This window comes from Bacillus thermotolerans (assembly GCF_000812025.2).
GTDB classification, from domain to species: Bacteria; Bacillota; Bacilli; order Bacillales; family Domibacillaceae; genus Quasibacillus; species Quasibacillus thermotolerans.
This window is the reverse complement of the sequence record NZ_JWJE02000034.1, coordinates 21,563-42,059: the sequence shown is the minus strand read 5'-3', so window position 1 is coordinate 42,059 and position 20,497 is coordinate 21,563. Positions and strand designations below refer to the sequence as shown.

General features: G+C 45.7%; 17 protein-coding genes and 3 riboswitches. Of the genes, 3 read left to right on the top strand and 14 right to left on the bottom strand.

The window, feature by feature from the left end; translation table 11 throughout:
• Nucleotides 1–130 precede the first annotated feature (130 nt).
• The 12 genes from hemG to QY97_RS13070 all read right to left on the bottom strand — a co-directional run bounded on the left by hemG (nucleotide 131) and on the right by QY97_RS13070 (nucleotide 13,193).
• Nucleotides 131–1,516, bottom strand: a complete 1,386-nt coding sequence (hemG, locus tag QY97_RS13125) for a protoporphyrinogen oxidase (protein WP_039235765.1) — start codon at nucleotides 1,514–1,516, stop codon at nucleotides 131–133.
• Nucleotides 1,517–1,672: 156 nt separating this feature from the next.
• Nucleotides 1,673–1,933, bottom strand: coding sequence for a hypothetical protein (locus QY97_RS13120; RefSeq protein WP_039235762.1), 261 nt, complete (start codon nucleotides 1,931–1,933; stop codon nucleotides 1,673–1,675).
• 168 nt (nucleotides 1,934–2,101) lie between these two features.
• Complete coding sequence (gene mtnA / locus QY97_RS13115) at nucleotides 2,102–3,166, bottom strand: S-methyl-5-thioribose-1-phosphate isomerase (RefSeq protein WP_039235759.1); 1,065 nt, start codon at nucleotides 3,164–3,166, stop codon at nucleotides 2,102–2,104.
• Nucleotides 3,163–4,407 (bottom strand): S-methyl-5-thioribose kinase, encoded by a 1,245-nt coding sequence (gene mtnK, locus QY97_RS13110; protein WP_082090143.1) that lies wholly within the window; start codon nucleotides 4,405–4,407, stop codon nucleotides 3,163–3,165. The genes mtnA and mtnK (QY97_RS13110) overlap by 4 nt, the downstream gene beginning before the upstream one ends.
• Before the next feature lie 152 nt (nucleotides 4,408–4,559).
• Nucleotides 4,560–5,198: a methylthioribulose 1-phosphate dehydratase gene (locus tag QY97_RS13105; RefSeq protein WP_039235756.1), complete on the bottom strand. Its 639-nt coding sequence runs from the start codon at nucleotides 5,196–5,198 to the stop codon at nucleotides 4,560–4,562.
• 65 nt (nucleotides 5,199–5,263) lie between these two features.
• Nucleotides 5,264–5,367, bottom strand: a riboswitch (SAM riboswitch).
• Nucleotides 5,368–5,389: 22 nt separating this feature from the next.
• Complete coding sequence (locus QY97_RS13100; RefSeq protein ID WP_039235752.1) at nucleotides 5,390–6,598, bottom strand: 2,3-diketo-5-methylthiopentyl-1-phosphate enolase; 1,209 nt, start codon at nucleotides 6,596–6,598, stop codon at nucleotides 5,390–5,392.
• Nucleotides 6,599–6,656: 58 nt separating this feature from the next.
• Nucleotides 6,657–7,835, bottom strand: a complete 1,179-nt coding sequence (mtnK, locus tag QY97_RS13095) for an S-methyl-5-thioribose kinase (protein WP_052728974.1) — start codon at nucleotides 7,833–7,835, stop codon at nucleotides 6,657–6,659.
• Nucleotides 7,836–7,879: 44 nt separating this feature from the next.
• On the bottom strand, nucleotides 7,880–8,392 hold the full coding sequence (locus QY97_RS13090; RefSeq protein WP_039235749.1) for a cupin domain-containing protein: 513 nt from the start codon (nucleotides 8,390–8,392) through the stop codon (nucleotides 7,880–7,882).
• Nucleotides 8,393–8,466: 74 nt separating this feature from the next.
• Nucleotides 8,467–9,132: a 2-hydroxy-3-keto-5-methylthiopentenyl-1-phosphate phosphatase gene (locus QY97_RS13085; RefSeq protein WP_039235746.1), complete on the bottom strand. Its 666-nt coding sequence runs from the start codon at nucleotides 9,130–9,132 to the stop codon at nucleotides 8,467–8,469.
• A gap of 110 nt (nucleotides 9,133–9,242) precedes the next feature.
• Nucleotides 9,243–9,346, bottom strand: a riboswitch (SAM riboswitch).
• 101 nt (nucleotides 9,347–9,447) lie between these two features.
• The gene (locus QY97_RS13080) at nucleotides 9,448–10,689 is read right to left on the bottom strand and encodes an MFS transporter (RefSeq protein ID WP_039235743.1); all 1,242 of its coding nucleotides are present in this window, start codon (nucleotides 10,687–10,689) and stop codon (nucleotides 9,448–9,450) included.
• Between the two features lie 30 nt (nucleotides 10,690–10,719).
• Nucleotides 10,720–12,174, bottom strand: a complete 1,455-nt coding sequence (locus QY97_RS13075) for an FGGY-family carbohydrate kinase (RefSeq protein WP_039235741.1) — start codon at nucleotides 12,172–12,174, stop codon at nucleotides 10,720–10,722.
• On the bottom strand, nucleotides 12,174–13,193 hold the full coding sequence (locus QY97_RS13070; protein ID WP_039235774.1) for a 2-hydroxyacid dehydrogenase: 1,020 nt from the start codon (nucleotides 13,191–13,193) through the stop codon (nucleotides 12,174–12,176). Before QY97_RS13070 ends, QY97_RS13075 begins: the two co-directional genes overlap by 1 nt.
• 153 nt (nucleotides 13,194–13,346) lie before the next feature.
• A riboswitch (SAM riboswitch) is annotated at nucleotides 13,347–13,439 on the bottom strand.
• Nucleotides 13,440–13,592: 153 nt separating this feature from the next.
• Here QY97_RS13070 and QY97_RS13065 point away from each other — a divergent pair.
• Both QY97_RS13065 and QY97_RS13060 read left to right on the top strand, forming a co-directional pair.
• The gene (locus tag QY97_RS13065) at nucleotides 13,593–15,647 is read left to right on the top strand and encodes a molybdopterin oxidoreductase family protein (RefSeq protein ID WP_039235739.1); all 2,055 of its coding nucleotides are present in this window, start codon (nucleotides 13,593–13,595) and stop codon (nucleotides 15,645–15,647) included.
• Between the two features lie 120 nt (nucleotides 15,648–15,767).
• Entirely contained in the window at nucleotides 15,768–17,450 is a 1,683-nt protein-coding gene (locus QY97_RS13060; RefSeq protein WP_408606271.1) for a glycerol-3-phosphate dehydrogenase/oxidase, read from the top strand.
• A gap of 61 nt (nucleotides 17,451–17,511) precedes the next feature.
• Here the strand turns inward: QY97_RS13060 and QY97_RS13055 are convergent, their stop codons facing one another.
• Entirely contained in the window at nucleotides 17,512–18,111 is a 600-nt protein-coding gene (locus tag QY97_RS13055; protein WP_332370328.1) for an MOSC domain-containing protein, read from the bottom strand.
• Between the two features lie 239 nt (nucleotides 18,112–18,350).
• Between QY97_RS13055 and QY97_RS13050 the strand changes: the two genes are divergently transcribed.
• Entirely contained in the window at nucleotides 18,351–18,860 is a 510-nt protein-coding gene (locus QY97_RS13050) for a phosphatase PAP2 family protein (RefSeq protein ID WP_039235735.1), read from the top strand.
• A 21-nt stretch (nucleotides 18,861–18,881) separates the two neighbouring features.
• Here QY97_RS13050 and QY97_RS13045 read toward each other — a convergent pair whose 3' ends face one another.
• Nucleotides 18,882–20,441 (bottom strand): bifunctional ADP-dependent NAD(P)H-hydrate dehydratase/NAD(P)H-hydrate epimerase, encoded by a 1,560-nt coding sequence (locus QY97_RS13045; protein WP_039235733.1) that lies wholly within the window; start codon nucleotides 20,439–20,441, stop codon nucleotides 18,882–18,884.
• Between the last annotated feature and the right edge of the window lie 56 nt (nucleotides 20,442–20,497).

The following is a 20,497-nucleotide window of genomic DNA, read 5'->3' as shown; positions in this document are numbered from 1 at the left end:
ATTCTTCTCAATATATTGGTCTCCATAAAATGAAAATACCACAGCTTAAATGACTGTGGTAGACCCAAATTTTTATACTTTCTTATCTTTTGAAAAAAGCAGGCTTCGATGAGAAAGCCTGCCTTTTCTTTTATAAACGCTGCATCAACCTGCGGGCAGCCTCCTGGCCATTTTCAATGCAGTCAGGAATGCCTACTCCATAATAAGAACAGCCAGCCAGCAAAACACCTGGATACAGAGCTGCCAGCTTTTTCTCTAATTCCTCTACTGTTTGCGGATGGGTAATGACATAATTAGGCATACTGTTCGACCAGTCCGTAACTTCACTCACTAGCGGTTCAGCTGTTAAGCCGAGACTTTGATGAATATCTTTCATCGCAGTACGAAGCAGCTCCTCCTCCGTTAAATCTCGTAAAGCAGAAAACGCCGGATGGCTGCTTTTATAAAACAGCCTCACGAGAAGATTGCCTTCCTTCGAGGTATGCTTCCACTTTCGGCTTGTCCACGTGCAGGCATTAAACGAAAGTTCATTCTGATTAGCAGTAATAAACCCTGTTCCTTCAGATGGAAGCACGCTGTCCGGCACGTCAAATCCCACATACACGCTAATCAGCGAGCTGTTCTGCAGACGAGCAAACACCGCCTGCAAATCTTGATTCATAAACAGCTTGCTGGCTGCTGTGTGCGGAATGCTTACTATGATTTCATCTGCTTCAATGCTCTCCCCATTGTCAAAGGATACAAGATAACGCTCTCGCTTCTTCTCAATGGACGCTGCCTTATGCTCTCTTAGCACTGTTGCCTCCTCCAGCTTTTCAGCAAGCGCTTCAATTAACGTGCTTAACCCCTTCTCAAAGGACAAAAACTTCCGGTCTCCCTTACTCTGAAAGGCTTCTTTATTGGCCTCCAGCCCTCTGATCACACTTCCGTATTCCTTTTTGTAATCAAGTAAATACGGGAGGGTAGAGGCAATAGTTAAGTCACTCAAGCTGCCTGAATAGACGCCGGAAAGCACAGGTGCAATTTGTTTATACACGAGTTCTTTCCCAAAGCAATGCTCTAGAAAGCTCCCGATAGAGTCCATTTTCGTAAAGCCCTCGCCAGTCGTGTAGAAGTCCTTCAATGCCTCTACCTTGCCTTCTGCTGATATAAGCGTACTTTTAGCAAGCGACTCCAGGCTCATAGGAATGCCGAAAATTGAATCAGCTGGAATGGACTTCAGTTCTCCCTCTGTGTAAATAAAGGACCGGCCTGTTGCGTTGTATACCACCTTGTCTTCCAAGCCGAGCTCTTCTATAAACGACATATTCTTCGCCTTGCGTGTAACGATAGAGTCGGCTCCAGCCTCCATAATAAACCCGTTCTTCTCCACAGTACGGATTTTGCCGCCCAGCTCACTTGATGACTCAGCAAGGATCAGCTGGACATTCGATTGATTCTCTTGTTTCCATTTATGCAGTTCATACATAGCAGACAGCCCGGTAATCCCGCCGCCAATGACTAGAATGGTTTTCACGTATGCACACCTCTGTTTGAATTCCTTTTTGTTTCTTTCATTCAAGTGTATCACAATCGCCTCAGCCTGGCCTATCCTTGTATCCTTGCACCTATTCTTCTCAAAAAAACAGGAAAAAGTGAGATCACTCTTTCCTGCCTTGGGTGGTTAATAAAATTACCGCTGTAAGCCTCTCAGCTGTTCTTTCGTTCTTTGCAGCTGTTCTCGAAGACGCTCAACAGGCTCGGTATGCTCACTGTTTTGGAGAGCGTTGCTCAATGCATTCTCCGCCCGCTCCATTGCTTCATGTACATGCTGAATCGTCGACTCTGTTGGATTCGTTTGCGCCCGTCCGAGCGCTTCCGTTACGTTATCTACCGAATTATGCAATTGTGAAATAACATTTTCATTTTTCCAGCTAGCGCTAGTATGGTCCATATAGACGTCTCCTTTTGCTATCGAATCTGTACATGTTTACTATGTGAAAAAAGCCCGGATTTATTCATTGCGTCCTGCTCTCGGCTGCACGAAAGAGCGGGCTTCCTTATGAAAAAGCCCGCCCTTGCTTCTATATTATTGAGAAATTCCGTCCCGTTCCCTTGTTCCCTATTTATTCATTAATTCTGCCAAGCTCTTCTCAAAAGGAGCGTAAGCAATGCCTTTCTCTGTTATGATGGCTGTAATAAGCTCATGATCCGTCACATCAAAAGCCGGATTATAGGCCTTTACATTTTCAGGTGCCATCGGTTTTTCGTACCAAGCAGCAGTAATTTCTTCTTCCTTGCGCAGCTCAATTGGAATGTCATCCCCTGAAGGACAGGTTAAATCAACCGTGGATAATGGAGCGCATACATAAAACGGAACGCCGTAATGTTTTGCTAAAATAGCTACACCTGACGTACCAATTTTATTCGCGGTATCTCCATTGGCTGCTACGCGGTCACATCCGACAAGAACGGCCTGCACCTTTCCTTCCTTCATTACAATGGAAGCCATATTGTCACAAATAAGCGTCACGTCCACGCCCGCTTCCTGAAGCTCCCATGCTGTAAGACGAGCCCCCTGAAGGAGAGGCCGCGTTTCATCAGCATAAACCTTAAAGTCATATCCCTTTTCTTCTCCTAAATAAATAGGAGCAAGAGCCGTGCCGTACTTGGCTGTTGCAATCGTTCCTGCATTACAGTGAGTAAGCAGTCCCCACCCTGGCTCAAGCAGAGAGAGTGCATGTTCACCAATGGAGAGGCAAACTTGTTCATCCTCCTCGCGAATGCGCTCTGCTTCATCCTTTAAGGCCTGCTTAATGTCCTTTACACTTTTTTGTGCTTCTTTCCTCAGACGCTCCTCCATCCGGTTCAATGCCCAAAACAAATTGACAGCCGTTGGCCGGGCAGATGCCAAATAGGCTTTCACTTTCTCGAACTCCGCCGCAAATGCATCAAAGTCTTCCTCTTTAGAGGCTTTTACACCCAGGTAAGCACCGTAAGCAGCGGCAATACCGATAGCAGGCGCTCCTCTCACCTTCAAGTGATAAATAGCCTCCCATACATCTTCCATCGTGGAAAGGTGAAGAAATACCTTTTCATTTGGCAGCAAGGTTTGATCCAAAATGATGAGCGTACTGTTTTCATCATCCAGCCGAACAGACTGAATGGCGGCTAGCGGTGTGGTCATGGCTGTGTAACTCCTTCTTTGATTAGGCTAACGCTGCGTGTAAGTACGTTCACAAAATCAGCGTTTGTCCGGATATTTTGGCGATCTAAAATAAATGCCTTCCCAGCTGTCAAACAAATCTTCTCTGCCTCAGTGCGGTCTTCTTCTTTTTCAATAGAAGTCAGATCCTTTACATGAGCGAGGCCGATCACTCTTCTGCAAAGCTCAAGTCCTGTTACAGCAGCTGTGTCTTCAAGAATGGAGTCTATATACCATTGCTTTACCCCTGCAAACCCGGCCGTTTGTTCAGTCGCTTCTTTATCCCACAGCTCATTAAACTTCTCCGTAAACAGCTGAACTACCTGGCCAATGGTTTCTTTAAGGTATTGCAGATAATCTGTGCGCTCCTCTTCCTTTTCAATCGTATAAGACGCATGAACATAGGCAAAGATTAAATTGGCGATAACGTTGCCGACATCGTAGCCAGCAGGACCGTAAAAGGCAAACTCCGGATCTATGACTTTCGTTGATTCTTCCTTCACAAAGATAGAGCCGGTGTGCAGGTCGCCATGAATCAGAGCCTGAGCTTTCGTCATAAAATCAAACTTCAGCTTAGCTGTTTCTAATTTAAGAGCTTCATCACTCCAAATGTTTGCCTGTACGAACGCCTTCGTTCCTTCAAATACATCATTCTGTTCGCAGTCATAAAACGGCTCTGTATAAACAAGATCCTCTGAAATCTCACATAATTCTGGGTTGATAAATGTTTGCACGAGCCCCTTCTTTTCCTTATGACCAAGCACGACATCTGATGTAAGGAGCAGTGTCCGGGCAAGGAATGTAGTAATATGATCAGCGAATAACGGGAATTTCTTATGCTTAAGCAGCGCTGAGCGCATAATTTCATGGTCAGATAAATCGTCCATCACACAGCAGTTCATTACCGGATCATATGAGTACACAGCCGGCACAAAGCCAGGCGCCAGTTCACCTTGAAGCTTCAGGACTTCACTTTCAATACGGTTCCGGTCAGGAGAAAGTTTAAAGGCATCCGAAATACGGGCCACAGGGCCGGCCTGTTTCACGATGATGGATTTCCCGCTATGCTGGTCGGTGACTTTAAATACATAATTCAAGTTGCCATCGCCGATCTCTTGGCATTCTAAATCAGCTTGCTCATCAAAAATTCTCAGCTGTCTTTTTACATACTCTACAACATCTTCTTCGCTCATAGTGAAATAAGCAGACGTAAAATCTTTCAACGGTGTTCCTCCTCTTCTCCCTCGTTGTACCGTTTCTGTGTTTGCAATTAAACCGTTTTAAACCGCTCCAGCCGATCCCTAAAAAAGATATACTAGTAACCAGTTGAGAGACTGTTGATTTCCTCTTCCATAAATGATGCACCTAATTCTGTTTAACTGTTTTTGAGGATTTGAAGGTTGGCTTTTGCTTGGAGCATTGTCAGCTCATATTCAAACAGGAACTCGCAAGCTTCAAGCACCTTCTTTGCTTCAAAGGCATCCTTTCCCCAGGCCGTAATGCCATGATTCCGGAATAATACCGCCCCTTTATCCCCTTGAATAAACGGGATCATTGCCTCTGCCAGGTCAGGAATATGCGCATGATTATAAATGATAGGAACTGTCCATTCTGCATCTTCTTCCCAGCGGTCGAAGGCTTTAATCAGCTCCTGGCCTTTGAATGTAATTTTCCCTTCATCTCCGTACAATTCGGAAATGGCGTTGTTCGCCACCGTGTGAACATGGAGGCTGCAGCCTGCATTCGTTCTTTTATAAATTTCTCCGTGAATAATGGTCTCAGCTGATGGACGGACATTCGTTTCTCCTACGGGTTTCCCTTCGCCGTCCACAAGCAGGAAGTCTTCTTTTGTTCTCTTCCGTTTATCTTTGCCGCTGGCAGTCACAAGGAATTGAAGGGGATCATTTTGTACTTTGATCGCTAAATTACCGCTCGTCCCTCTAAACCAGTCACGGGCTGCCAGTTCGTCTTTAATTTCGGAAAGCTCGTGTATACGCTCTACTACTATGCTCATCTTCTTCACCCTTTCTGCTGCTAAAAAAACCTCTTCCTATAAGAAGAGGTTTTCAGTCAAACATCTTCTTATCTTTCAACATAACTGTTGTGAGAATTAGCACCGTGCTTAAAATAAGCCGGTTGCCGGGCTTCATCGGGCTCATCCCTCCACCTGCTCTTGATAAGAACTATCTTATTGTTTGTCTATATTTATCCCTTTGCAGAGACGGCTGTGCCCCATTGATCAATAGCCCGCTTAAGCGGCTCTGAAGTTGCAGCTGCTTCTTCTAAAGAAATGCCTTTCACACTTGCATCAATCGCCGCACGGAAAGCCTTCGTTCCTTGTACGGGTCCATCCGGATGACCAAAGATACCTCCACCTGCGTTAATCACGAGACTTTCACTGCCGAAGTCTTCAAGAAGCTGAGGCACCATTCCAGGATGAATGCCGGCAGACGGAACAGAAAACACTTTTTCAAAAGGGTTCTCTTCCGTAAGTGCTTGGCCAATAGCTAGTGCATCATTACGGGAAATAGCTACATTTCCATATGGGCTTGGGTACAGAGAGAAATCTCCTCCCGCCATACGGGTCATCTTTCCAACTAATAGAGAATAAGAGTAACCGCCGACCGGCTGCCCCGCTAATACACCCGATAATGCGGAATGCGCAACGATTGGAAGGTTGATGTTGTTGTTCTCACGCAGACTTTGAAGAGCATCCAGTCCGTAAGCATGTACGTTGAACAATAAAGCATTAGCTCCCAGCTCTGCTGCCCGCTCGGCTTTTTCATGGAGCTCATTTGTTTTTCCTGATAGATTGACCGCATACAGAGCCCGGTGACCCGTCTGCTCATAATGACGATCCAGAATTCCTTTTGCCGTTGTTACTCTTTTATAGAATGGAGTTAAGTCATTCTCAAAAAGAATTTCGTCATCTTTAATTAAATCGATCCCACCTTCTAATAGATCTTCCAGCTGTTCTGAGAAGAAGGAAAGATCTCTTCCCATCACTCCTTTGAAAATAGCCATTAACAGCGGGCGGTCATGTACTTCTAATGTCTCACGAATGCCTTTTACGCCGAAACGCGGGCCAGGAAACTGTGAAAGCACCTCGTTATCAAATGTTAAGTCAATAAGCTCGTAGCCTTCGAAAAAAGAAAGCTTCCCGTAAACAGTCGTTAAGATCGCTGGAAGGTCGGCAGAAAAGTTAGCAGCTGGATAAAAAATCTTAACCGTATCCTTTTCTTCGCCTTTTTCTACAGAAATGACCTCTCCTTTATGCTTCTTTAACTGTTCTTGTTCAAGATGCCCAATGTCTGTCCAAGATCCGACTGTCAATCCAAGCGCATATTGTTCAGCCTGCTTCTGCTGCTCAGGATGAGTTGGGAATCGATATGTAGCCGTTACGCCTATACTCATAGTTTTGTCCTCCTATACAGTTTTTTAAAGTAATTAGTTGGTCCCGCTGCTGTCTCTGTTAAATAAACCAGCCCTTTAATTCCTCTAACGAATGAATGTGATGACGTTCAAGAATTAAATGCCTGCCAAGCTCCATCACTTTCTTTCTTCGCTCCATGCGTTCTCGTTCATCTTCTTCTATATTCAAGTCTGGAATTTGTGCAATACTGATCGCCCGCCGAACGAGTTCACAGCCGGCATAGCCCATGGCATCAGTGAATATTTCATCCAGCACATGTGTAAGATAGCCGTCAAGCTGTGTATAATGCTCGTTCGATTCTGTCTTCCAGAGAGTAGAGAAGGTGTCTGCAAATGAATACCAAGCTTCCCGCGCCTGCTCATAACGCTTCGCTGAAAACTGCGGCAGGCCAATACCATTTAGGAACAGGTTGGCTATAAATTGTCCGATATCGAAGCCGAATGGCCCGAAGCAAGCAAATTCTGCATCAAAGATAACGGTCTTTTCTTCAGACATGAATACCGCGCCGCTGTGCAAGTCGCTATGCAATAGCGCATCTGCTTTCGTCATGTACTTATGCTTCAGCTTAGCCACTTCCAGGCGAAGGCGCTGATCCTGGCTGAGAAACAGCACGTCATTTCTCATTCCCTCTTCAAAATGGCTCGTTTCATGGAAGTTAAACGGCCAATCAAAATGAAGCTCCTCCGTCAGCTTGCGCATGCCTGTATTGGTTAAAGACGCATTCAGCTCTTTCTTCGCTGCTGTATCCATATAGAAATCAGATGTGTAAAAGACCGTCTTTGCACTAAATGCTCCTGCATCAGAGGCAAATCGAGCTGTTTCCGTTCCATTAATCAAAGCCGTCCGTCCCATTTGCATAGGAAACATGTCCTCCATCACAATGACGGCAAGCTCTTCATCTAAATGATAAACTTCCGGCACAGACCCAGGAAGAATCCGGTAATATTCTTTCAGCACTTCTGCTTCCACTCTGACACGGTCCAAAGGGAGAGGCATAGATTCTCCTACCACTCTCGCATAAGGAACCGCCTGCTTAAAAATCATTGTTTTTCCATCACCGGCCAGACGGTAGACGTGATTGATCTTGCCGTCGCTTACTTCTTCAATTGCCACCTGGCCCTGAAAGAGACCCGCTGTTTTCACATATTGTCTAATGGCTTCTTCATCCAAAAATCTATACTGCTTCCGGTCTTCAGCTTGATTCACTTGCACACTCACTTTCTCCACCTCTTCTGTATTGTCGTGCTGACAAGTCTTATTGCTTAATAAACAGGCACCCAGCCTTCTTCGGTAACAAAGATACGAACAGCTACTACCTTGCGGTCATCAGCTAGTGTGAAGTAATGGCGAACATTCTCGGGAACAGAGATAAGGTCACCCGGGTTCAAATGTACTTCAAAGAATCTTTGATCCTTACCTTGGATAACAAATACGCCATGCCCGCTCACGATAAAGCGCACTTCATCATCTGTATGGTGATGCTCACGCTGGAAGTTCACAAGCATTTGCTCCAGGTTTGGTGTATGCTCAGCCAGTGAAATAATGTCCCATGCTTTGTAGCCGCGTCTAGCGGAAATATCCTTGATTTCCTCTTCGAACACGTCTAGAATTTCCTGCTTCTCTTCATCACTTAATACGTATTTCTCGCTCAGGTGTGCAGGCAATTTAGCAATATCCCAGTTTTCATAAATAACGTCGTTTTGCTGAAGGAAAGAAATAACTTCCTCCTGGTTGTCGATTACTTCGTTTGTTCCTTGAATTTTAATAGTAGTCATGATAGTTCCTCCTCATTATTAATCACACTCTGAATGTTGTTTTCTTCCGTTCTATTGTTTGCTTGATCGAAGCTTTACTTTACGCGTAAATTCAAACCTTCCAAAATATCAATACAGTCATGGAACGTTTCAAAAGGCTGGAAAGGGATCGACAGTTCTTTACACTTATCGGAGAGATAGTCTCTTGCAATAACTGTATCAGCTACCTTGGCAGCCTGCAGGTCAGTCACCGAGTCCCCAATCACAATCGCATGAGTATCCGCCTCCGAGAGACGACGTATAATGGTCGGCTTGCAGCAGCCGCAATTCTGACCCGGGCATTCGCTGTCACATGAATGCGGCCAGAGAATTTGAATGTTTTCTCCACTGAAATCAGCCTCATTACAATACACATCAGCAATCGAATCATACGGTTTCAGCATTGGCTTGACGAAGAAATCAATGCCTCCGCTGACAATATAAAGGGGAATATTCTCCCTCTTCGTATATTCAACAAAGTCGCTGAAGCCTTCTCTAATTTCAGCTGTCTCCAATACATAATTCACAATCTCCTGCCGTAAAGAAGAAGGCAGAAGCTGAAACATCTTTCCTACTCCCTCTTGAATGCTGATAGATTGTGAGAGCACACCATCCTTTAGCTCTTCCCAGCCGGGAGGATTGAAGTGCTTCATTATACTGACGATATTGTCTTTCTTCGTAACCGTCCCGTCGAAATCACAAAAAATGACCGGTTTTTTCATGCTGTTTCACTTCTTTCTGCTCAACTATGTAATTAATTGAATTATTAGATAAATGTCTTTTACTAAAAAACCTCTTCTAAAAAATAAGAAGAGGTTTTCGGGAAAACATCTTCTTATCTTTCAACGTATCCGTTGTGAGAATTAGCACCGTACTTACAGTAAGCCGGTTGCCGGGCTTCATCGGGCTCATCCCTCCGCCTGCTCTTGATAAGATTATGTTCGTTAAATTGTATATCCGACTAGCAACATTAGGATTATCACATTTTCTTTGTAAACTGTCAACAATATTTTAATAAATCTGTCTTGTCTTTATATTTAGGAGGCAAGAGAAGCCGCTTTCCTTTGTGTACCCTTATCTTCTGGTACATGAATAAACTTAACAATTACAGCACTGACAATGTGAAGCAAACTGAAGATCCAGATTACTCCTTCTGCTCCGAGCGGACCGATAAAAGCAAGTGCTAAGGCTGGTGCAACGAACGTAGATAGACCTGCACCAAGGTTTAATACAGCCATAGCTGCTCCCTTGTCTTCTCCTGCAACTGAAGGAACGAGTGCGCCGATCGGTACATATCCAGCTAAAGAACAGCCCCACAGAAAGCCAACAATGCTCGTAAGAAGGACATTGCCGTTCGTTAAGATCGGTGTGTAATACAGAAGAACCGTGAAGACTGCACACCCCACTGCACCGAACCAAATAATTGTGTTCTTCCAGCCGAATTTATCTCCTACGACCCCATAGATTAAATTAAATACGATATTACCAATAAAGATTGTTCCCCATAACTGGAGCCAGACTGTTGTTTCAATTCCGTGCTCTGCCATATGAAGAGGCAGGAAAACTGGAAAGCCGTACGTTCCTAGGCTGTTAATGATTCTAACTACCCCGCCCGCAGCTACTCTCGGGTTTGATTTCATGATTGTAATGCCTTTTAATAGTTCGTTAAGCTTTTCTTTTCGTGTTGTTGACTTGCGCTCATACTTATCACGAGTCATCACTAAAGCAAAGAATGCTCCGAGGCACACCCAGAAAATTGATGTCCAAAGCGTTGTCAAGTAGCCAAATTGCTCTAGAGCAAAGCTTGAATACCAAGCGCCAAGAACCATCATGCCCGCACAATAAGCAAACCAGAACCAGCCAACAGCTGTGCTGAGCTTCTCCTTAGGCGCACGGTAAATGAGCCATGTTAAGAAGGAATAGGCAAACAACGGATAGCCGAACCCTTTAATAAAATACGTGAGGAGCATAACTGGATAGTTCATCGTCTCAAATCCAAAAATAATAAACCCGGCTGTACCAATCACATAAAATAGCAGCCCCATAGCCATTGTCCGCTTCGCTCCGAATGCTTCCAAACAAACACTTGAAAACCATGAAGCCAGCGCAATGGAAATACCGTAAACGGTAAAGATAGCAGCTGATTGCTGGACAGACAGCCCGCTTTCAATCAAGAAAGGACTCAGCCAGCCAGCTTCAAGCCCATCCCCCATCATAAAAATCATTACACCTAAAAATCCCCAGCTTAGCTTTTTGGGTATGCCAATACGATCTAACATAGTGATTCCTCATTTCCTAATTTCCTATTTTTATTTGCTATAAGCTACATTTGCTTCTGTAAAAAGCTGCTGCACCTGCTTCCATTCCTCATACATTTCTCTGCCATCCTGCTGATTAGGTGTAACGATCTTCACTCCATCTGAGAATGATGGGGGGGTGCCTAGCGCTTGATTGCATACGGCAGCTGCTCCAGCGACAGATGCCTGATTAGAGCCTTCCCGAACATGTATGTCTTTTTGAAGAAGAGTGGCAATGAACCCTGCCAGCGTTTTACTTTGAAACCCGCCGCCGCACGCCCATACGTAAGGCCGTTCATAGGGAGCGACTTCACCCAGCTGGTCAAAGTTCCACTTAATGGCACAGGCAATCTCCCATAAAGCAGCAGCAACAAAGTGAGCACGGCTCAATTCCTCTGTCAGCGGAGCGGTAAAGATAAAGCCGCCTTTTTTTGACGCATTTTTCTCATCGCTCAAATACATGCCTAAGGCCGCTACACATTCATGCAGATTGACCTGCTCCATCTCTTTCTCCATCTGTTCATATGATTCATGCGGGTAAAAAATACTTTTAAGCTTCTGGTAATTCAATCCCGTAATTCCCGGGTTTGTCTCTAGAAGCCACCGGCTCTTATGTATATGAGCATTTGTCCATGTTCTCTTCTCGCGATCCACACCATAGCTGTCTATGATTTTGCAGATAGGGGTGGTTGTGCCGGAAACGATCACAATATCTCCGTCCTTGGCAAAGGTGCTTTCTATCGCCAGCTGGGTATCTCCTCCACCAGTTACAACAACGGTTTCTTCTGGCACCCCGAGCTCTTTTGCCGTCTCCTTCTGCACCTTTCCAAGAATGCTCCCTGACTGTCTTAGCTCGGGCAGCAGATCCGGAGAAATATGAAACTGCTGGCACATGACATCCGACCATTCCTGTCTCTCCACATCATACAGCAGCGTCTCCGTCGCCTGGGACGGCTCATAGACAAGCACTCCGCTCAGCTGATAAGCTATCCAGTCGCTTATGCTTGTAAATGCCTTTATACCGTTCCATATATCAGGCTGCCTCTTTTGGAGAGCATAAAGCTTTAATGCTGAGAATAAAGCTGAAGGCAGGCGGCCGGTTGTTTGATAAATAAGTTCAGGATTCGGCAGCTGCTTCTCCCATTCCCGCCCCCGGTTATCAATGTTCGGCAAGCCGATCATAGATTGGCCCGCTTCGTTGAACAGGACAATTCCTTGCCGCTGACTCGTAGAGGTAATTGCTTGAATAGCGACATCCGGTACACTGGCAACAGCCTTCTTGGCCAGCCGAACAGCCTGGCTCCAAAGCTCATCAGGTGAGAAGTAGCAGCTGTCCGGATAGAGCGGTTCTCTTTCATAACGGATATCCTCTCTTTCTACACGAACGACTTCTCCCTCCGTTGTCACAATCGCTACCCGTGCATTACCGGTACCAATATCAAATACTAAATAGCCTTTCCTCTTCATTAATTTTCCACCTCTTCCTTGACAGAGGATTCTATTTGTCTCCTATTGTATATAGTAGGAATTTCAATTGTTTGCTCGTTGTTCCATTTTATTAAGGCCTGGTTCATAATTGCGACATGGTGATCCTCTACCTCATAGCTTGCTCCGGCAAGGTGTGGGGTAGCTAACACATTAGGCAGCTTGATCAGCTCGTAGTCGCTTTCATCAGGCGGCTCATGGTAAAACACGTCCAAAATAGCTCCTCTAATTCTTCCAGCTTTCAATGTATGAAAAAGTGCTTCTCTGTCTACCACTACTGCTCTTGACGTATTCACCAGCACTGCATCTTCTTTCATGAGACTTAAATAGGTTTCATTGATCATGCCAACCGTTTCGTCTGTACGAGGCAAGTGGATGGAGACAACGTCACTCGTCGAGAATACCTCCTCCAGAGAAAGCCGCTTATAGCGCGGGTCCTCACTTTCTACATAAGGGTCGTAATATTGAATTGCACAGCCGAACCCTTCAAGCACCGCCGCAATCCGTTGGCCAACCGCTCCAAACCCTACCATGCCAATCGTTTTTCCGGCTACTTCATTCCCCTTAAACTTGACGTACGCCTGCAAGTAGTCATCCTTCCAATTCTCCTGCTTCAGCCATTCCGAAGACTGGATGGTATGTCGGTATAAGGCAATCAGGTTACCGACAAACATCTCGGCAACTGCCTGTGCATTGCGTCCAGGTGTGAAGAAAACGGGAATTTCCCTCTTCGTCGCAGCCTCGACATCTACATTCGAAGGCATTCCACGGCATACACCGATGAATGCCAGCTTCGGTGTCTCTGCAAGTACACGTTCCGTTACTTTATCTAACTCGACAATTATGCCTTCTGCTTTCGTTTCTTTTAAGAGAGAAATCAACTCCTCCTCTTCATACGCCCGGCCATTCTCTTTCCAGCAGCGATAAGTAATCTCGCCGAAATGCTGTTTCAGTTCTAAAAGACCTGATTCATTGTAAGGTGCGGTAACTAAGACATTCACTTTGTCCTTCCCTCTCTTTCTTTTAATAAATCTACTAAACTCATAAATTAACTTGGAAAAGTAATAAAAAAAGATCTCTTTCCGGGAAGACGGAAAGAGATCTTGGCTTGTATCTTTATAGTATTCCTTCACAGAATCATAAAAGATTATCTCTTTCTATCTTTCAAGCCTTGCTTGCTGGAATTGGCACATTTACATGTTGCCGAGGTTTCGCAGGGCCAGTCCCTCCACCTCTCTGGATAGAAAAGTAAGTGATATGAAGTTTAATTGTTTGACATGTAAGAATGTACACATTCTATCGGACAGGTGAATAGAAGTCAATCCATTTTTAGAAACTTCTAAAGATTAATTTACTGTGCTATAATCTATAAAGTTATTTTTTAGGGAGGGGTGTTATCTATGAAATCATATGCAGATATAGAGAATGGCGTGGTCCCTTCGGTTTGTTCGCTTGACTGTCCAGACCAATGCGGACTGCTCATTCACAAAAAAGACGGAAAAATCATTAAAATTGAAGGCGACCCCGAGCATCCCGTTACAAAAGGAAGTATTTGTAATAAAGTTCGAAATATGGGACAGCGTATTTATGATGATAAACGGTTAGAAACTCCTTTAAAGCGTGTTGGAGGAAAAGGAGAGGGTCAATTTGTACCTATCAGCTGGGACGAAGCTATTGAAACGATCGCTTCCCGCTGGAAACAGTTAATCGCTGAAGAAGGGGCGGAGTCCATCCTGCCGTACAGCTTTTACGGAAATATGGGGAAGCTGAGTGCAGAGGGCATGGACCGCCGCTTCTTTCACCGGCTCGGCTCCAGCCAGCTGGACCGGACCATTTGCTCTGTAGCAGGCTCAACAGGATTTCGTTACACGATGGGAGGAAGCTTTGGTTCAGATCCAGAGGAAATGACCGAAACGAAGCTGTTTATTATTTGGGGCGTTAACGCCGTCAGCACAAACATGCACCAGATGATGATCGCTCAAAAAGCAAGAAAACACGGTGCGAAGATTGTTGTCATTGACGTTCATAAAAATCAAACCGGACGTATGGCTGACTGGTTTATCCCTATTCTTCCGGGTACGGACGGCGCACTCGCTTTAGGCATCATGCATATTCTCTATAAAGATAACCTGGTCGACCGTTCCTTCTTGAAGGAATATACGGTCGGATATGAAGAGCTAGAAGGTCATGTTGATCAATATGACCCGCAGACGGTGGCTTCTATTACCGGAGTACCGGTCGAAGACATTTACAAGCTCGCTCATATGTATGGTACGACTTCCCCTTCCATGATTCGGATTGGAAATGGTCTCCAGCACCATGATAATGGCGGCATGATTGTCCGGACGATTGCCTGCCTGCCAGCTTTAACCGGGCAGTGGCTTGTAAAAGGCGGTGGAGCCGTCAAGTCAAATTCCGGTTATTTATCTTATAATAAAGAAGCCCTGCAGCGCCCGGATCTTCTAAAAAAACCAACACGGGTGATCAATATGAATCAGCTGGGCCAAGCCCTGCTGGAAACAGAGAAGCCCGTTCGTTCTCTATTTGTGTACAACAGCAACCCTGCTGTTGTCGCACCTGAAGCTAATAAAGTTCGCGAAGGGTTGTCCCGCGGAGACCTGTTTACAGTCGTGCATGACTTGTTTTTAACAGAAACAGCGATGTATGCCGATATTGTATTGCCGGCGACGTCCGCCTTCGAAAATACGGACATATACACCGGTACGTGGCATCAGTATCTTCACTTGCATGAACCTGTAATCCCCCCATACGGGGAAAGCAAGCCAAACACGGAGGTATTTCGCTTGCTGGCAGAGGCTTTAGGTTTCGAGGAACAAGCATTAAAGGACAATGATGAGGCCTTGGTTCAGCAGGCCATAAGTGATGTTACGACACCTTACTTTCCTGACATCACATACGATGAACTAAAAAACAAGCGTTTCGTGAAGGCGAAAAATACAGACGAGCATTTACGTCACTTGCAAACGCCTAGCGGCAAAATTGAATTGTATTCTGAACAGCTTGAACGAAAGGGCCTTCCGCCTCTTCCTACGCATATGCCGCTCATTGAAGAGCCGGATTTCTCTTTCTTGTTCGTTCCTGGCCCAAACCATAACTTTATGAATACGACCTTTGCTAATAACGATAAGCATGTGAAGCTTGAAAAAGAGCCGAAGCTGTTTATGAATCAAGAGGATGCCGCTCGTCTTGGCATTGAAAATGATATGCTAGTCCGGATATGGAACCATCGAGGGGAATGCGAGCTGACGGTTTCTGTGGGCGATCAAGTGCTGCCGGGCGTTGTTGTCAGCCAAGGCTTATGGTCAGACACCCCTGGCAAAAAGTACCTCGTCAATGCTTTAACACCTGACCGCATAGCGGATATGGGTGGAGGTGCCACCTTCTTCTCTGGCCGGGTAAATGTCGAAGCAGTCCGCGGCGAGAAAACTGTGTAATGACAGTTTTCTCGCTTTGTTATTCTCCGAAGCTGTTTGGACAACATAGATCTTAATTCTATTATTCACCTTAAGAAATGAGCGCATATAGAGGATTTTCCACCAATGGAGGGACAAAAATTGACTACATCGCTTTCTAGCTTAAAAAGAAAAGATACGCTTGCAAGACTGCAGGCGGAAGAATTTGATTTATTAATTATTGGAGGAGGCATTACAGGAGCGGGTATTGCTCTCGATGCTGCTAATCGAGGCATGAGAACAGCTCTCGTGGAAATGCAGGATTTTGCTGCCGGCACATCAAGCCGCTCCTCTAAAATGATCCATGGGGGTTTGCGTTATTTAAAGAAGTTCGAGGTGAAATTAGTCTCGCAAGTCGGCAGAGAACGGGCGATTGTGTACGAGAACGGCCCCCATGTCACCACGCCCGAGTGGATGATATTGCCAATTTATGAAGGAGCCGAATTCGGCAAGTTTCTGACATCTGTTGGCCTACGTGTATATGATTCACTTGCGGGCGTAAAGAAAACAGAAAGACGCAAGATGCTAAGCAGAGACGAAACGCTAAGGCTGGAGCCAAAGTTCAAGCAAGAGGGGCTGCTGGGCGGGGGTATGTTCGTTGAATACCGATCCGATGATGCCCGCTTAACAATTGAAGTCATGAAGGAAGCCGCAGCTCAAGGAGCTACTGTAATAAACTACACAAAAGTAACGAACTTTATTTATAAGGATGACAAGGCAGCAGGCGTGGAGACGGTTGATCAGCTGAACGGACAAACGAGCCGTATATATGCCAAGAAAATCATTAATGCAGCAGGCCCTTGGGTGGATACGTTACGGGAAAAGGATCATTCATTAGGGGGAAAGCATTTACTTCTGACGAAAGGAATCCACCTTGTATTCGACCAAAGTGTTCTACCGTTGAAGCAATCTGTCTACTTCGATACACCCGACGGCCGGATGATTTTGATGATCCCGAGAAATGGCAAAATGTATGTGGGAACGACCGATACCGCCTATAACGGAGATTATGCCCACCCTCGAATAACAGATGAGGATATCGATTATATTTTACAAGCGATTCAGTTCATCTTTCCTGAATGGCCTCTCAGTGCAAGTGATATTGAATCAAGCTGGGCAGGCCTCCGTCCGCTCATTCATCAAACGGACAAGGGAACATCTGAAATCTCCCGAAAGGATGAGGTTTGGGAATCTCCCTCAGGCCTTTTAACTATCGCTGGAGGCAAGCTGACTGGCTACCGAAAAATGGCGGAGACCATCGTCGATCTGGTTGCGGAGAAGTTTGAACAGGAAGAGCACAAAAGATTCTCGCCGTGCGAAACGAAGCAGCTGCCGATTTCTGGCGGCCACGTAGGCGGATCGAAGAATTTCAATGTATTTTTAAAGATCAAAACAGCCGAAGGCGTAAAGCTTGGCTTGTCTGCTGAGCGCGCACAGATGCTGGTCAGGAAATATGGCTCTAATATCGATCAAGTATACAACTACTTGCAGGCGAATGAAGAAAAAGCCAAGAAATACGGACTGCCGGCAGATATTTATGCACAGGTTCTTTATGCTGTTACTGATGAGGCAGCCTGCACACCTATCGACTTCTTCGCACGACGTACCGGTGCGCTTCTCTTCGATATCGATTGGGTTAGAGAATGGAAGTGGCCTGTCATTGAAGTCATGAATGACATGTTGAGCTGGACCAGTGAACAAAAGGAACAATTCACTGCTGATCTTGAAAAACGTCTTCACGAGGCAACCGTCCCTATGCAGGAAGCAGTGCCTGCAGCTGAATAATCATATGTAAGCCACCAGGGCTTTCCTGGTGGCTTATTATAGTTGACCGCTTTTCTGTTTTCTAACGTTCTTGTTTCTCAATCCGCTCTTTAAAGCTGTCTCTCCAGCTTGAAGCAAGCAGTTCACATTCTGCGAGCGCCTCCAAGTCCGCTATATCTGCTTCTTTCGCATACATGACCTCATTGCACCTTGCAACTGTCCATTCAGGAAGCGGCCGTTCTATTAATGTCAGTGCTTGTCCAGCCTGAACCCTTCCTTCCTGCAGAACACGGAGATACCAGCCGGTTCTCCCTGTCCGTTGAATCCGCAACGCCAAGTCCTTCACCTTAAACCGGCGGGCAGGCTTCCAGCATGGCTTTCTTGGCTGGGAAACTTGAACAACTGCCTCGTCTAATTGAAAGATATCACCAATGGAGACTTGATCTTCCGTTATACCCTCCAGTGAGAAGTTTTCTCCCATCCCGCCTACTGGTATCAAGGTATTTTCAAGCTCCTCTTTCCATGCTGAATAATGCACAGCTGGATAGGCGAGTACTGCTTTATCAGGACCGCCGTGATTTTTTAAGTCTGCTTGCCCATCCCCTGCCAAGTTCGTACGGCTCAGCCAAACGGCACCTTGGGCAGGCTCTTTAAAAATCCCGCTCGTCCATTCCCTGTCCATTGGGCTTGCTGCTTCCTTCTACCCTACCGTTTTTGGCCTGCCGACAAATATTTCTTTGATCGATATACTCATATGTATAGCCTCCCTTCAGTCATGTTTATTCTACCTGCTGCAATCAATTCCCTGTCCTTAAAGCACGATAAAATTTTTCTTCCTTTGGCTTTTATAACTATGTATATTTTTACTATAATGAAATTATTTTCCTTTGACCAAATAAATAAAATAGGGAGAAAATAAAAATGGATCAGGCTATCTTCCAATACGTCAATGACCTAGCAGGAAACAATGGTTTCCTAGATCATTTCATGATTCTTCTTTCCAAATGGGGAATCTACGTATTTATTGCTATTATTCTTGTACTTGCTTTCAGTAAAAAATGGAGATGGCGCGGGTTTCGCGGCATCGGTGCTCTTATACTAGCTCTTATCGTCAGCCGTCTGCTAAAATACGCAGTCAACCGCGACCGGCCATTCATTACAGATGAAGTGAACCTGTTGTTCGAAAAGACGCCCTCTCCCTCTTTTCCAAGTGATCAGGCCGTGGTTTCCGGTGTATTTGCTGCTTTCCTCTTCCTCGCTTTCCCAAAGTGGCGATGGCTGGGCATGATTCTTGCTCTTGTCATCTCCTTTTCCCGGGTATATGTTGGGCATCATTATCCTTTAGATGTGCTGACAGGCCTCTTTCTGGGCGCTCTTTGCATGGCAGTTGTACACAAGCTTCAAGCGCCCACCCAAACAGCCGAGAGATGAGCGAGAATTCCGCTCATCTCCTCACAGCTGCTTTTCCATTTTCCTAAGCTCCTCCCTCACTCCATGAATAATGTCCTGCGGCAGCACGCCGTAGCGGGACAGCCGCTTCGCCTGCTCTTCACCGGCTTTTGCATGTAAATAGCTGGCCGCAATCACAGACTCCAAAGGAGCGGCCCCTTGAGCAAGAAATGAAGCGATCAGTCCTGTCAACACGTCACCGCTGCCCCCTTTTCCAAGCGCGTCATGCCCATACGGGTTAATATACACCTCTCCATCCGGCGAAGCGATCAGCGAGCGATGACCCTTCAGCAATAAATACACACCATGCTCCTTCGCAAAGGCCTCGGCTATCTCTAAACGGTGCTTTTCTACTTCCTGGACGCTAGTTTGCAGCAAAACAGCCATTTCCCCCGGATGTGGCGTCATAATGACCTCGCCCGGATAGGCCTGAGCTTCACCTAAATGATCTCTCATTAGATATAAAGCATCGGCATCTAACACTATCGGCTGCGCATGAAGAGCGGACAGCAACCACTTCATCCATTCCTCCCCTCGTCTAAACCGGCTCATGCCTGGTCCAACCACTATGCTATTGAACGCTTTAAGCCGGGAAGAGAGCTCCTCTATCGCTTCCTGTGCAAAATGTCCTTCTTTCTCCTGCAAAGGCGCAAACAAAATTTCAGGATGCTGAGCCGCAAGTATTGGATAGAGATTTTCAGGAATAGCAAGAGTCGTTAATCCCGCTCCGCTGTTTAAGGCAGCTTGAGCGGAAAACACCGGGGCACCCGCATACTGGCGAGAACCTCCAATAACGAGAGCGTGACCGAATGTTCCTTTATGCCCGTATGGTGTCCGCTTAGGCAGAGCTTGAGCAGCTAAGTCAGGGGTAATCACAGTCGCCATTTTAAGATTCAAGTCCTCCGCTACAGAAGACGGAACAGAAATATCTACTGCTTTCCACTCTCCGACATATTTTGGCCCATCCTGCAGAAAAAAGCCTTTCTTCGGAAAGACAAAAGTCACCGTTTTCGCTGCCTTTATTGCTCCGCCCTCTGCTTTTCCGGTATCGCTATTCACGCCGGAAGGAATATCAACCGATATAATGCAGCTCTTGTCTGCATACTTATTCACCAGGGGGATTACTGTATGAAAAGGCTCCCTCAGTACGCCTTTTACTCCTGTGCCCAGCATGGCATCAACAATGATATCCGCTTCACCCAGTCTTCTCTCCAGTGCTTGCAAGTCCCGCTCGTTAAAATAAGAGACGGGCAAACCTCGTTTGACATAAGCATCAAAGTGAACTTTCGCATCGCCCTTTATACGGGTTCGATCAGCCATCACACACAAGAAAGGCGCCATGCCTAAATCAACTAACCTTCGTGCAATAACGAAGCCGTCTCCGCCATTATCCCCCCCGCCTGCCAGAATGACTATTTTCGGATTTGGACAGGGCATGCTTTCTAAAATCTCTTCTACTACTTTCGCTCCGGCATTTTCCATTAATACAACACCGGGGAGCCCGATTGTTTCTATCGTGTATTGATCTATTTGCTGCATTTCCCTTTGTCCTGCTGCAAACATTATTCATCCCTCCCTGATTGATATTGTACCTTCTGCCATAAACCAGCTTCAAATTC